This is a genomic window from Halomonas sp. HG01 (assembly GCF_000968715.2).
Taxonomy (GTDB): domain Bacteria; phylum Pseudomonadota; class Gammaproteobacteria; order Pseudomonadales; family Halomonadaceae; genus Halomonas; species Halomonas halophila.
The window spans coordinates 2,659,235-2,673,047 of sequence record NZ_CP022134.1 but is presented as its reverse complement, the minus strand read 5'-3'; the positions used below and the strand labels follow the sequence as shown (position 1 = coordinate 2,673,047).

General features: G+C 68.0%; 13 protein-coding genes. 9 read left to right on the top strand and 4 right to left on the bottom strand.

Translation table 11 applies throughout. The features are described 5' to 3' along the window. Positions 1-28 precede the first annotated feature (28 nt). The 3 genes from UN84_RS12730 to UN84_RS12720 all read right to left on the bottom strand — a co-directional run bounded on the left by UN84_RS12730 (position 29) and on the right by UN84_RS12720 (position 3,242). The gene (locus UN84_RS12730; protein WP_046079068.1) at positions 29-718 is read right to left on the bottom strand and encodes an SDR family oxidoreductase; all 690 of its coding nucleotides are present in this window, start codon (positions 716-718) and stop codon (positions 29-31) included. A 130-nt stretch (positions 719-848) separates the two neighbouring features. Further along, a complete protein-coding gene (locus tag UN84_RS12725; protein WP_035592921.1) occupies positions 849-2,198 on the bottom strand; it encodes a NarK family nitrate/nitrite MFS transporter in 1,350 nt (449 codons plus the stop codon). 294 nt (positions 2,199-2,492) lie between these two features. Further along, complete coding sequence (locus UN84_RS12720) at positions 2,493-3,242, bottom strand: murein L,D-transpeptidase catalytic domain family protein (RefSeq protein ID WP_046079067.1); 750 nt, start codon at positions 3,240-3,242, stop codon at positions 2,493-2,495. 198 nt (positions 3,243-3,440) lie between these two features. On the opposite strand from UN84_RS12720, the gene UN84_RS12715 reads away from it, so the two are divergent. Then, positions 3,441-5,093: a L,D-transpeptidase family protein gene (locus tag UN84_RS12715; RefSeq protein WP_237022319.1), complete on the top strand. Its 1,653-nt coding sequence runs from the start codon at positions 3,441-3,443 to the stop codon at positions 5,091-5,093. On the opposite strand, the gene UN84_RS12710 is transcribed toward UN84_RS12715, so the two are convergent. Then, positions 5,082-6,032, bottom strand: coding sequence for a LysR family transcriptional regulator (locus UN84_RS12710; RefSeq protein ID WP_046079066.1), 951 nt, complete (start codon positions 6,030-6,032; stop codon positions 5,082-5,084). The two genes, UN84_RS12715 and UN84_RS12710, sit on opposite strands and share 12 nt — an antisense overlap. A 245-nt stretch (positions 6,033-6,277) precedes the next feature. Between UN84_RS12710 and rhmD the strand changes: the two genes are divergently transcribed. The 8 genes from rhmD (at position 6,278) to UN84_RS12670 (ending at position 13,686) form a co-directional block, all read left to right on the top strand. Continuing rightward, on the top strand, positions 6,278-7,462 hold the full coding sequence (gene rhmD, locus UN84_RS12705; protein WP_046079065.1) for an L-rhamnonate dehydratase: 1,185 nt from the start codon (positions 6,278-6,280) through the stop codon (positions 7,460-7,462). A 34-nt stretch (positions 7,463-7,496) separates the two neighbouring features. Beyond that, complete coding sequence (gene rhaM / locus UN84_RS12700) at positions 7,497-7,823, top strand: L-rhamnose mutarotase (RefSeq protein WP_046079064.1); 327 nt, start codon at positions 7,497-7,499, stop codon at positions 7,821-7,823. Beyond that, positions 7,823-8,713 (top strand): amidohydrolase family protein, encoded by an 891-nt coding sequence (locus tag UN84_RS12695; protein ID WP_046079063.1) that lies wholly within the window; start codon positions 7,823-7,825, stop codon positions 8,711-8,713. The genes rhaM and UN84_RS12695 overlap by 1 nt, the downstream gene beginning before the upstream one ends. A 77-nt stretch (positions 8,714-8,790) precedes the next feature. Next, positions 8,791-9,561: an SDR family NAD(P)-dependent oxidoreductase gene (locus tag UN84_RS12690; RefSeq protein WP_046079062.1), complete on the top strand. Its 771-nt coding sequence runs from the start codon at positions 8,791-8,793 to the stop codon at positions 9,559-9,561. Between the two features lie 56 nt (positions 9,562-9,617). Continuing rightward, entirely contained in the window at positions 9,618-10,418 is an 801-nt protein-coding gene (locus tag UN84_RS12685) for an HpcH/HpaI aldolase family protein (protein ID WP_046079061.1), read from the top strand. Positions 10,419-10,465: 47 nt separating this feature from the next. Continuing rightward, the gene (aldA, locus tag UN84_RS12680) at positions 10,466-11,905 is read left to right on the top strand and encodes an aldehyde dehydrogenase (protein WP_046079060.1); all 1,440 of its coding nucleotides are present in this window, start codon (positions 10,466-10,468) and stop codon (positions 11,903-11,905) included. 37 nt (positions 11,906-11,942) lie between these two features. Next, complete coding sequence (locus UN84_RS12675) at positions 11,943-13,478, top strand: purine-cytosine permease family protein (RefSeq protein ID WP_202020699.1); 1,536 nt, start codon at positions 11,943-11,945, stop codon at positions 13,476-13,478. 4 nt (positions 13,479-13,482) lie between these two features. Further along, entirely contained in the window at positions 13,483-13,686 is a 204-nt protein-coding gene (locus tag UN84_RS12670) for a hypothetical protein (RefSeq protein WP_046079059.1), read from the top strand. The last annotated feature ends 127 nt before the right edge of the window (positions 13,687-13,813 follow it).

Sequence of the window (13,813 nt, the reverse complement as noted above, 5' to 3'; positions counted from 1 at the left end):
AGCTCCTTGTGATGAGGGGAAATCGGGATCACGCGTCGGACAGCGGCGGCGTGGGGCGAACCAGGATCTCGTTGACGTCCACGTGTGCCGGCTGGCCGAGTGCATAGAGCGCGGCCGCCGCGATATCGCGGGCCGCCAGGGCATGCTCGGGGGGCTCGTCGAAGAAGGGCGTGTCGACCATGCCCGGCTCGATCAGGGTCACGCGAATGCCGCTGCCACGCAACTCTTCCCGCAGGTTATAGCCGAGACCTGTCACCGCCCACTTGGTGGCGCTGTACATCGAGCCTGGGATGGTGGCGCGACCCGCGGCCGAGCCGGTGAGCAGCATGTGGCCGCGCGTCCTTCGCAGCGCCGGCAGGGTGGCCTGCACGGTGAGCCCCAGGCCATAGACGTTGGTCAGCAGCATCTCTCGCCAGGCCTCGTGATCGGCGCCGCTGAAGCCGCCGGGCGAGCCGCCGCGGCCGGCATTGGCGAAGACTGCGTCGAGGCGTCCGAAGCGCTCGAGGATCTGTTCCACCATGGCCTGCTGGGCGGCCATGTCGGTCACGTCCAGGGCCACGCTCAGCACGTTCTCCGGCCCCAGCTCCTGGGTCAGGGGCTCGAGGCGCTCGCGCGCCCGGGCCGTCAGCACCAGCTTGTAGCCCTCGCGCGATGCCGCGCGGGCCGTGGCCGCACCGATGCCGCTGGAGGCGCCGGTGATCAACAGTACCTGTTCCATTCCGCTCTCCTTGCCGGGGCACAGTGTCTTCCAGAATGGCCATATCCCTCGGGGTCTGCAAACCCGTGGCCTGCCAACGATGACGCCCCCGTCGCGGAACGACGGGGGCGCCGGCGGGACGAGACAGGGCTCAGCGCAGCGACAGCGCGCCTTCTTCCGCACCGCTGGCGGCCTCGCGGTAGGCGGCCTGTTCCTCGGCCTCGACCTCGGGCGAGAAGCGCACCACCAGGGCGCACAGGGAGGCGAGGATCACGGCGATGCCGAGATAGAACAGCCCCTGCTGGTAGGAGAGCGACTCGGCGCGGAACAGGAAACCGGCGGCGACCGCTCCGGCGTTGCCGCCGGCGCCGACGATGCCTGCCACCGCGCCCAGCGCCTTCTTGTTGATGAAGGGCACCACGCCGAAGGTCGCGCCCTCGGCCATCTGCACGAACAGGCTGAACACCAGCATGATGCCGATGGCCAGCGCCAGCACATGCATCTGCGAGAAGAACATCAGTGCCACGCCTTCGCACAGCATGGCGATGAACAGCCAGCGGACCCGGCCCTTGAGCCCGCCCTGGCGGGCGAACAGGTCGGAGAAGATGCCGCCCAGGGTGCGCGCGAAGAGATTCATCAGCCCGAACAGGCCGGCGATCATGCCGGCGGTGGCCAGGCTCAGGTCGAAGTTGTCGAAGTAATAGATGGCGGCGATGTTGTTGATGGTCAGCTCGACGCCGAAGCAGGCGGCGTAGACCACGAACAGGGCCCAGACGCGCACGTCCTTGGCGGCGGCCTTGAAGCTGGCGCCCATGCCGTGCTCGCCGCTGGCCGGCGGCAGCTCGCCGCGGGCGCGCAGCTCATCGAAGTTGCCGTCCGGGGCATCCTGGGTGAAGCGGTAGTAGGCGATGCCGGTGAGCAGCATCACGATCCCCGGCACGACCATCGCCAGGCGCCAGCCGAGGGTCTCGCTGACGCCGAGCATCAGGATGCCGGAGAAGATCAGCGGCATCACGATCTGGGTGGTGCCGCCGCCGAGGTTGCCCCAGCCGGCGGAGGTGGCGTTGGCGGTGCCCACCACGTTGGGGGCGAACATCACCGAGGTGTGGTACTGGGTGATCACGAAGGAGGCGCCGATGGCGCCGATGGCCAGGCGCGCCAGCAGGAAGGTCTCGAAGCTGTCGGCCAGGCCGATGCTCATCACCGGCAGCGCCCCCAGGCACAGCAGCCAGGTATAGGCGCGGCGCGGGCCGATGCGGTCGCACAGTACGCCGATGACCAGGCGCACCACGATGGTGATGGCCACCGAGGCGATGATGGTGTTGCCGATCTGGGTCTTGGTCAGCCCGAGGTCGTCTCGCACCACCGCCATCAGCGGGGCGATGCCGAACCAGCCGAAGAAGCAGAGGTGGAAGGCGAACCACGAGAAGTGGAAGGCACGCATCTGCGGCATCTTCCCGTTGAGCAGACGGATCCTGTTGGCCTTGTTGCGGATTTCCATGGGGGTACCTCGTCGAATGACGTTCGAACACGCGATCTCTTGGGCCTTCGCCGTTGAAGGTCGGGTCCGACGCACTCGTACCCCGAGGGGCCTGGTCCACGTCTGGCGCTTACTGCCGATACTTATGCATAAGCATTGCCAGGGTGTCGGGAATTCCGCTTATTCAGCACGTTAGATATTTTTCCGGGAGAGCGGGGGCGCCGAGGACGGCGCGGTATGGCGCATGACCGGGCCGGTCTGGCCCGGTCATGCGCCGATGTGGTGCTTGTGGCAGCGAGACGTGGCTGGGAGACGTCAGCGCGTCACGGACGCCAGCTGACGGTCGTCTCGGGGGCAGCGCAGGAAGGCCGAGTCGGCCAGCCACTCGGGATCGGGGTAGTAGGTGAAGAGGTACTGGCTTTCCTTGAGGCTGTCGATCAGCGGTACGGCGATCTCCTCGCGCACCGCCGGACAGCCGTGGCTGCGCCCCAGGCGGCCGGTGCGCTCGATGAATGCCTCGCTGACGTAGTCGGCGCCGTGCATGACGATGGCGCGCTGGAAGGCCTGGTCGTTGATGCCGGGCTCCAGGCCCTCGAGGCGCAGCGAGTAGCCGTTGCTGCCCTCGTAGCTGTTGAGGGTGCGGAACAGGCCGATGCTCGATTGATGGCTCTCCGGCACGTTGGAGAACTCGCTGGCCATGGCGTCACCGGAGCCCTGGCCGTGGGAGACCAGCTCGCGGAACATCAGCCGGTCGCGGACCAGGTCGAAGACCCACAGCCGCTGCTCGGTGGAGGGCAGCGAGAAGTCGATCACCGCCAGCCGCTCGGCGCCGGGATCGGCGCAGGAGAGGGCCTGGGCCGCCAGGCGCAGGACCTGCGGGTCGGCGGTGGGGGCGAGGTGCGTCAGGCGGTTCGCCAGCGGGGAAGGCGGTGCCAGCGGCGTGACCGCCCGGGAGAGGAAGTCCCGCGCCGAGGCGGGCGTGGCCAGCAGCAGGGCGGCGGCCAGCAGCGGGGCGGCGGCCAGCAGCGGGGCCAGGCGTCGGCCCCTTGAACGCGGCAAGGGCATACGGCGTCTCATGTCGTAAGGTGAAAGCTCATCTGTCGGTGTTCGGGGCCTCGCCGATCGGTCTTGTCGGGCGTAGAGGCGTCAGTTTGTCGTATTATGGACAAGGCGGTCAGGAAGACCAGTCTCGTCAGCCGAATGCCAGGAGGCCACATCATGCGAGTCGCGAACGTCCTACCACGATATCTACGCCGAGGCGGCATGATCATGCTGGTGGCGTTGTTGCCGATCACGGCGAACGCGGAGACGGCGTCGGAGGCTGACGCCGATGCCGTCGACGAGTCGGCCGCCCCGGCGTCTCTGCTGGACGAGCGTCTCGAAGCGGCTTCGCCGCGGCTGGCGCGTTTCTATGCGCTGCACGGCGGGCTGCCAGCCTGGCAAGATCGTGCGGCGGTGACCACCCTGGTCGCGCTGCTCGAGGCCCTCGAGGGCGACGGTCTCGACCCCGCCGACTACCGCCCCGAGCGCCTGGCGCGCGAGGCCGAGGCCGCGCTCGACCCGGCGGCCTCGGAAGCTGCCCGGATGCGCTTCGATCTGGACGCCAGCCGCACCCTGCTTGACGCCCTGACCCAGCTGCAGCGTGGGCGCCTCGACCCGCGCGATGTCTACCCCGACTGGGAGATTCCGGTGGCCCCGCCGCGCCTGGACCTGGTCGGCATCGAACGGGCCATCGCCGATGGCGACGTGGAGACGGTGCTGGCCCTGGCGCGCCCCGAAGGGGAGGAGTACGCCGGCCTCAAGCGGGCGCTGACGCGCTATCGCCATATCGCCGGGCTGGGCGGCTGGCCGATGCTGCCGGCGCGCCAGGCGCCGCTGCGTCCGGGCCACGTCGACGAGGACGTGGCCCTGCTGCGCCGACGCCTGGCGATGATCGGCGAGCTCGAGGTGATGGCCGCCGATGTCACGCACTATCTGCCCAACCATCCCGACATCGCCCTGGAGTCGCCGGGCCAGCATCGCTACGACGATACCCTGGCGGCGGCGGTGAGGCGTTTCCAGCGCCGGCACATGCTGGCGGAGGACGGCGTGATCGGGCCGAATACCCGGGCGGCGCTCAACGTGCCGGCCCGGGTGCGGATCGAGGCCCTGCGTGCCAATCTGGAGCGGGCCCGCTGGCTCTCCGGCGAGCGCTCCGGGTGGCGGCTGGAGGTCGATCTGGCCGGACAGCGTCTCGACTACCATCGCCCGAATGGCGAGCGCTGGGGCGCGCGGGTCATCGTCGGCCAGCCCGGCCGCGCCTCGCCGGTGCTGCGCTCCGAGATCACCTACCTGACCCTGAACCCCACCTGGACGGTGCCACCGACCATCATGCGCGAGGACGTGCTGCCCGCGGTGCGTCGGGACCTCGACTATCTGGCCGAGCACGACATGGAGGCGATCGATCCGCAGGGCCGACGCCTGGACCCCGAGGCCATCGACTGGCAGCGGCCGGGCGCGGTGATGCTGCGCCAGCGCGCCGGCCCGCGCAATCCGCTGGGTCGGCTGGTGCTGCGCTTCCCCAACGACCATCTGGTCTACCTGCACGACACCCCGTCGCCGTACCTGTTCGGCGAACCCCGGCGGGCGCTGAGTTCCGGCTGCATCCGCGTGGAAGGCGTCGCCGACCTGACCCGGCTGCTGATCGCCGACAGCCGCTCCGCGATCGACCTTGGCGGGCTGCTCGCCACCGGCGAGACCCGCAATGTCTCCCTGGCCCGGCCGGTGCCGCTGGCCCTCCACTACCGGACCGTCCAGGGCGACGCGAGCGGCCTGGCGAGCTTCCGGCCGGACATCTACGATCGCGACCCGGCGCTGATCGCCGCTCTGGCCGGGCCGCCGACGGCACGGCGAGTCGTCGATCCGTCAGACCGCTGATCCGCGATGCCAGTCGGCGGCGGTGCGGCGCAGGATCTCGCAGAAGCCACTGACTGGCTCGCCCTGGAACGTGTCCTTGCGGGTCAGTAGGCCGAAGGGGGCCAGGGCGCGTCCCAACGACAGCGGCAGGGGGGTGATCAGGCCTGCATCGAGGTGGTCGCGCAGCACGGTTTCCGCCATCACCATCAGGCAGTCGCTCTGCTGCACCAGCTGCAGGGCGGCGAAGATCGAGCCGCACTCGATGATGTCGCGGGGCGAGACCAGCCCCGCCGACTCGAACTCCTTCTCCAGCGCCTGGCGGGCCGGCGTGGCCATGGGCTGCAATAGCCAGGGCCATTCCTCCAGCAGTTGTGCCAGCGGCGGCAGCGGTGCTTGGCACAGCGGATGATCGCGACGCACCACGGTGACCAGGGTCTCGTTACCCAGCGGTTCGAAGTCGAACTGGTTGTGCTGGATAGAGGTAGCGTAGCGGGCGATGGCGATGTCGATCTTGCCCTGTTCGAGCAGCTCGACGAGCTGGTCGCTGGTCTCGCCCATCAGGCGGATCTGCAGCATCGGGCGCTCGCGCTTCAGCTGGATCACCGCCTGGGCGACCAGATCGGGGGCCGCGCCCATGATGGTGCCCACGGTCAACTGGCCGCGGCCGCCGAGCTGGTAGCGGTGGATCTCCTCGGCGCAGCGGTCGAGGCGGGTCAGGGCATTGTCGGCGAAGTCGATGAGCATCTCGCCCACGGTGGTGGGCGTCATGCCGCGGGCGGTGCGCTCGAACAGCCGGCAGCCGAACACCTTCTCGATCTCTCCCAGCATGCGCGTGGCCGCCGGCTGCGACATGTGCATGGCCGCCGAGGTCTGGTGCAGGTTGCGCAACCGCCCCAGCGTCGCCACCAGCAGCAGGTGTTTGTAGCGCAGGCGGCTCAATAGCGCCTGATAGCCCTCCATCGTGCGACCTCTTCGATACCTGGAAATTATGGAGTGTCACTCGTCTTTTCGGCTACGACATTGGTCGAATGCCGAATAAAGCGGAGTCTTGTGGCAATCAGCCTCAGCCAGCCTAGCATGCGGGCTACGGCTTTCCGATAACGAAAAGGTATCAAAAGGGCCGTGATTCTCATTGGTCGCCCTCGACACCCTTGGGTAGAACTTCCCCCAGCACCTACTTGCGTCCAACTCCAGAGGGGAAGCCCATGAGCGAGGTCACCATCAAGCAGGTTCGCGCCTACACCGTTCGCGGTGGCGGGGCGGACTACCACGACCAGGCCGAGGGCCACTGGATCGACTCCCAGATCGCCACGCCGATGAGCAAGTATCCGGAGTACCGCATGAATCGCCGTAGCTTCGGCCTCAACGTGCTCGGCACCCTGGTGGTGGAGCTGGAGGCCAGCGACGGGACCACCGGCTTCGCGGTGACCACCGGCGGCGAGATCGGTGCCTGGATCGTCGAGAAGCACCTGACGCGCTTCATCGAGGGTCAGCGGGTCACCGACATCGAGAAGATCTGGGACCAGATGTTCAATGCCACGCTGTTCTACGGCCGCAAGGGGGTGGTGATCAACACCATCTCCTGCGTCGACTTGGCGCTGTGGGACCTGCTGGGCAAGGTGCGCGGCGAGCCGGTGCACCAGTTGCTGGGCGGCCCGGTGCGCGACGAGCTGACCTTCTATGCCACCGGGGCGCGGCCCGATCTGGCCAAGGACATGGGCTTCATCGGCGGCAAGATGCCGCTGGTCCATGGCCCCGCCGAGGGCGAGGAGGGGCTCCGCCGCAACCTCGAGCACCTGGCCGAGATGCGCAGCGCCGTGGGCGATGACTTCTGGCTGATGTACGACTGCTGGATGAGTCTCGATGTGAACTACGCGACCCGCCTGGCCCAGGGCGCCCGGGAGTACGGCCTGAAGTGGATCGAGGAGGCGCTGCCGCCCGATGACTACTGGGGCTATGCCCAGCTCAAGCGGGACGTGCCCAAGGGCATGCTGGTCAACACCGGCGAGCACGAGGCGACGCGTTGGGGCTTCCGGTTGCTGATGGAGATGGACTGCTGCGACGTCATCCAGCCCGACGTCGGCTGGTGCGGGGGCATCACCGAGCTGATCAAGATCTCGGCGCTGGCGGATGCCCACAACAAGCTGGTGGTGCCGCACGGCTCCTCGGTCTACAGCTACCACTTCGTGATCACCCGCCACAACAGCCCCTTCGCCGAGTTCCTGATGATGGCGCCCAAGGCGGACGAGGTGGTGCCGATGTTCAATCCGCTGCTGCTCGACGAGCCGGTGCCCGAGAACGGCCGAATGGCGGCCTCGAAGCTCGACAAGCCCGGCTTCGGCGTGCGCCTGAACCCCGACTGCGAGCTGGCGCGGCCCTACACCCACTGAGCCGCCATGACAACGACGAGCAGGAGAGGACGACATGCCGATCCACGCCTTTCGCATGACCCTGCATCCCGGCCAGGAAGCCGAGTACCGGCGTCGGCATGATGCCCTGTGGCCGGAGCTCGCCGCGGCGCTGGGCGACGCCGGCATCGAGGACTATCGCATCTTCCTCGATGCCGAGACGCACCGACTGTTCGCCATCATGGTGCTGCGCGAGGATCACCGTGTCGAGTCGCTGCAGGCGCTGCCGGTGATGCGCCGCTGGTGGGACTACATGGCCGACATCATGGACACTCATGAGGACAACGCCCCCGTCAGCGTGCCGCTCGACGAGCTGTTCGCGTTCCGGCCCGGAGACCAATGATGCAAGTGATCGACCCCCATGTGCACTTCTGGGACCTTGCCCAGGGCAACCAGCCCTGGCTCGAGCATCCGTCTCCCAACCTGCTCGGTGACTACTCGCCCATGGCCCGTGACTATGGCCTGCGGGAGCTGCTGGCCGACGCCGGCGACATCGAGCTGCTCGGCGCCGTTCACGTCGAGGCCGATGCCGTCGATCCGCTGGCCGAGACCCGCTGGCTGGCCGGGCTGGCCGACGAGGGCACCGCGCCGGGGCTGCCCAACGCCCTGGTGGTGGGGGCCGACCTGTCCCGGCCGGACGCCGGCGAACGGCTCGCGGCCCAGTGTCTGGCGTCCGAGCGGGTGCGCGGCGTGCGCCAGATCCTCAACGTCCATGCCGACCCGCTGTATGACTATGTTGGCCGCCACTATATGGGCGAGTCGACCTGGCGCGACAACTTCGCCCTGCTGGCGCGTCATGAGCTGTCCTTCGACCTGCAGCTCTACCCTTCGCAGATGCCGCAGGCGGCGCGCCTGGCCGAAACCCATCCCGAGATCCCGCTGGTGATCAATCATGCCGGCATGTACGTGGATCGCCATGGAGTGGCCGGCTGGCGCGAGTGGCGCGACGGCCTGCGCCGGCTGGCTGAGCACGATCACGTCAGTCTCAAGCTCAGCGGTTTCGGCATGCTCGATCACCACTGGACGGAGGGCAGCATCCGCCCGCTGATCCTCGAGGCGCTCGATGCCTTCGGGGTGGAGCGCTGCATGTTCGCTTCCAACTTTCCGGTGGACGGCCTCTATGCCCGCTATCCGGCGATCTGGCGGGCCTATGCCGAGATCGTCGCCGATGGCTCGCCGGACGAGAAGCGGGCCCTGTTCGTGGACAACGCCCGACGCCTCTATCGCCTGTAGGAACGACAACCCCCTTGCATCCGGTTCTGTCCCCGAGGGGCGGGACCGGCCTCAACCGCCAGTTTCAGGAGCCCGTCATGCTGCTCAACGATAAATCCGTCATCATCACCGGCGCCTCACGTGGCATCGGGCGGGCCGCCGCCCTGGAGTGCGCCCGCCAGGGCGCCAACGTGGTCATCGGCTACAGCGGCAGCGCCTCCAGCCGTCCTGCCGTCGAGGAACTGATCGCCGAGATCGAGGCGCTGGGCCGCCGCGCCTGTGCCGTCGGTGCTCCGGCCGGCGATCCGGATACCGGCGACAGGCTCGTCGAGGCGGCGGTGGAGCACTTCGGCGGCGTCGACGTCTTCGTCAACAACGCCGGCATCTGCCCCTTCCACGCCTTTCTCGACATGCCGAAGGAACTCTACCTGGAGACGGTCAACACCAACCTCAACGGCGCCTTCTTCGCCGTTCAGGCGGCCGCCAACCAGATGAAGCGACAGGGGCGCGGTGGCGCGATCATCGCCGTGAGCTCGATCAGCGCCCTGGTGGGCGGCGGCATGCAGACGCATTACACGCCGACCAAGGCCGGCCTGCTGTCGCTGATGCAATCCTGCGCCATCGCCCTGGGGCCCTACGGCATCCGCTGCAACGCGCTGCTGCCCGGCACCATCGAGACCGACATCAACAAGGACGACCTGGCCGACGTCGAGAAGCGCGAGTACATGGCCAGCCGCACCCCGCTGGGGCGCCTGGGGCGCCCGGACGACCTGGCCGGGCCCATCGTCTTCCTGGCCTCCGACATGTCGCAGTACGTCACCGGCGCCTCGCTGCTGGTCGACGGCGGGATGTTCGTCAACCTGCAGTAAGCCTGTCGACACGTCTTACCTTTGCTCATTCGCTGGCCGCGCGCCGAGGACACCCGATGCAGATGCCCCCCAACGCTTTCAAGGCCGCCCTGACCCGGGCGGACACCCAGTTCGGCCTGTGGGCCGGTTTCGGCACCGGCTATGCCGCCGAGATCTGTGCCACCACCGGCTACGACTGGCTGCTGATCGACGGCGAACATGCCCCCAACAGCGTGCCGTCCGTCCTCGCCCAGCTGCAGGCCGTGGCGCCCTATGACACGTCGCCGGTGGTGCGGACCGTCAGCCAGGATCCCGCGCTGATCAAGCAACTGCTCGACATCGGGGCCCAGACCCTGATGGTGCCGATGGTCGAGAGCGCCGAGCAGGCCGAGGCGCTGGTGCGCGCCATGCGCTACCCGCCCCACGGCATCCGCGGCGTCGGCGGCGGCCTGGCGCGGGCGACACGCTGGGACGGGGTCGCCGACTACCTGGCCACCGCCCACGAGGAGCTGTGCCTGATCGTCCAGGTGGAGTCGCGGCTCGGCGTCGAGAACGCCGAGGCGATCGCCGCCGTGGAGGGCGTCGACGCGGTGTTCGTCGGTCCCGCCGACCTGTCCATCAACCTCGGTTATCCCGGTGATCCGGGGCATCCGGCGGTGCAGGAGCAGATCGCCCATGTCATTCGCGTGGGCCAGGCCGCCGGCAAGGCGGTGGGCATCCTGGCGCCCCAGGAGGACGACGCTCGCCACTACGCCTCTCAGGGCTGTCGTTTCATCGCCGTGGGCATCGACATCAGCCTGCTGCGCCAGGCCGCCATCGCCAACCTGGGACGCTACCGGGAGCAGGGCGAGGCCGCTGCGCCTTCGCGCCTGTACTGAGGCCGACACGCATCACATCCGCCAACAACGCCAACGGAGACTCCGTCATGTCCAGCCAGCAACCGGTCTACCAGAACTACATCAACGGCACCTTCGAGTCGGCCAGCGAGCACCTCGAGGTCCTCAACCCCGCGACCGGCGAGACGCTGTCGCGGGTACCCGAGTCGCGCGGTGAGGACGTCGAGCGTGCCCTGGCCGCGGCCCGTGGCGCCCAGAAGGCCTGGGCGGCCAGGCCCGCCGTCGAGCGCGCCGCCTACCTGCGCCAGATCGCCGCGAAGATACGCGAGGACGTGCCGCGCCTGGCGCGCATCATCACCCAGGAGCAGGGCAAGGTCACGGCGCTGGCCGAGACCGAGGTCAACTTCACCGCCGACTACCTCGACTACATGGCCGAATGGGCGCGGCGCATCGAGGGCGAGATCATCGAGAGCGATCGCCCCAACGAGAACATCTTCCTGTTCCGCAAGCCGCTCGGCGTGGTGGCCGGCATCCTGCCCTGGAACTTCCCGTTCTTCCTCATCGCCCGCAAGATGGCGCCGGCGCTGGTGACCGGCAACACCATCGTCATCAAGCCCAGCGAGGAAACCCCCAACAACTGCTTCGAGTTCGCCAGGCTGCTCGACACGGTCGGCCTGCCGGCGGGGGTGTTCAACGTGGTCAGCGGCAGCGGTGCCACCACCGGCAATGCCCTGACCGCCAGCCCCGAGGTCGACATGATCAGCTTCACCGGCAGCGTCACCACCGGTTCGCGGATCATGACCAGCGCCGCCGACAACATCACCAAGCTCAATCTCGAGCTGGGCGGCAAGGCGCCGGCCATCGTCCTCGACGATGCCGATATCGGCCAGGCGGTCCGAGCGATCCGTGGCTCGCGCATCATCAACAGCGGCCAGGTCTGCAACTGTGCCGAGCGGGTCTACGTGCAGCGCGGCGTCGCCGACGAGTTCATCGAACGCATGGCCAAGGCGATGGGGGCGACCACCTATGGCGATCCGCTGGCCCAGCCCGACGTCGAGATGGGCCCGCTGATCAACCAGGCAGGCCTCGACAAGGTCGGTGCCATGGTCAAGACCGCGCTGGCCGACGGCGCCGAGCTGGTCACCGGCGGCGGCCTCGGCGACCAACCCCGCGGCTACCACTACCAGCCCACCGTGCTGACCGGCTGCCGGCAGGACATGCAGATCATGCGCCAGGAGGTGTTCGGCCCGGTGCTGCCGATCCAGGTGGTCGAGGACATGGACGAGGCCATCGCCCTGGCCAACGACTCCGACTACGGCCTGACCTCGTCGATCTACACCCGGAACCTGGCCAGTGCCATGCGAGCCTGCCGCGAGATCGACTACGGCGAGACCTACATCAACCGCGAGAACTTCGAGGCCATGCAGGGCTTCCACGCCGGGGTGCGCAAGTCGGGCATCGGCGGTGCCGACGGCAAGCACGGCCTCTACGAGTACACCCACAGCCATGTGGTCTACCTCGAGGCCTGAGGGCCCGCCTTCCCAACAATAACGAGAGGTGCACGCCATGAGTGACGACATGCAGGCGTCGGCGGCGGGGGAGACCCCCGCCGTCGGCGGCGAATACGAACGACATCCCGTCCCCGGCCAGGCGCGGATGGGCTTCAAGAGCTTTCTCGGCATGTACGCCGGCGAGCATACCGCCGGCACCGAGCTGATGATCGGGCCGCTGTTCGTGCTGGCGGGCGTGGCCGCCTTCGACGTGGTCATGGGGCTGCTGATCGGCAATGCCCTGGCGGTGCTGAGCTGGCTGCTGCTTACCGCACCCATCGCCACGCGAGTACGCCTGACGCTCTACTATCAGCTCGAGAAGATCGCCGGTCGCTATACCGTGATCCTCTACAACCTGGCCAACGGCCTGGCCTTCTGCTTCCTGGCCGGGGCCATGATCACGGTGTCCGCCACGGCCGTGGGGGTGTGGTTCGGCTTCCCGCTGCCGACGCTCTCGGATCTGATGCCCAACAGCGTCGGCTGGGTGCTGAGCGTGCTCGGTGTAGGCATCGTCATCACCCTGGTGGCCGCTTACGGCTATCGTTTCGTCTCCTGGTTCGCCAATATCGCCGCACCCTGGATGGTGCTGATCTTCCTGGGCTTCGGCATCGTCTCGCTGAAGTGGTTCATCGATGCCACGGGCACCGGGGGGGGATCTCCCGCCGACCTGTGGGCGCTGGCCGAGACGGCGATCTGGACCGGGGTGCAGGTGCCCGGGCAGCCGGATTTCTCGATCTGGCATGTGATCTTCTTCGCCTGGTTCGCCAACATGGCCATGCACGTCGGCATGTCCGACCTCTCGGTGCTGCGCTTCGCCCGCAAGAGCTGGTACAGCATCGCCTCGGCGGCGGGTATGTACGTCGGCCACTTCATGGCCTGGCTGGCCGCTTCCATGCTGTTCGCGTTCCAGATGTATGAGGCGGGGCTGACCTCCGACAGCGCCATGATCGCCGCGGCAGAGGCCGGGCAGATCCCCAATCCGTTGCCCGGGCCCCTGGCCGATCAGGCGTTGGGCGTTGCGGGACTGATCTGCGTGATCATCGCCGGTTGGACCACCGCCAACCCGACCATCTACCGCGCCGGGCTGGCCTTCCAGGCGGTGATTCCCCGGGTCTCCCGCTTCAAGGTGACCATCGGCACCGGCCTGTTGACCACCTTCGTGGCGATGTTCCCGGGCGTGGCGATGCAGCTGCTGGGGTTCGTGGCGCTCTATGGCCTGCTGCTGATGCCGATCGGCGCGGTGATCTTCATCGACTTCTGGGTGCTGCCGAAGCTGGGGCTCAAGAGCTTCTATGCCGAGTATGCCGGTCGCCGGATCACCTATCCGGTGCTAGGCACCTGGCTGATCACCCTGGCGATCTGCCTGTTCTTGGTGAAGTTCGCCGAGATCGAGATCTTCTTCGTCGCCCTGCCGGGCTGGTTCATCGCCGCGGCGCTGTTCATCGGCCTGAGCCTGATGGCTCAGCGATCGAGCGCTCACCCTGCCAGCGAGGGAATCCGGGTGGCCGGCAGCGCGTCTCCCATCGCCACGAACGCCTCGAGCAAGGAGTAACCCCATGCGCAAGCTGCTTCAGACCATCTCGATCGCGATGCTGGTATTGACCGTGTTGTTCCCCGTGCTCTACCTGGTCGACGCCATGGGTGAAACGGCGATGAAGTGGGCCATGCTGGTGGTCACGGTCGTCTGGTTCGCGGTCACGCCGCTGTGGATGGGCAGGGAAGACCACGCCGCCGCGGCCGGAGCGCCTACCGCAGAATAACCGCCCCGGGATCGCCGGCATCGCGGCACTTCCCGATCACTCGATACACGTTCTCATGCCCTCGCCAGTCCGGCGAGGGCGGGATTCCCTGTTGCCATGGGACGCCAATAACGCATCACTGGAGCAC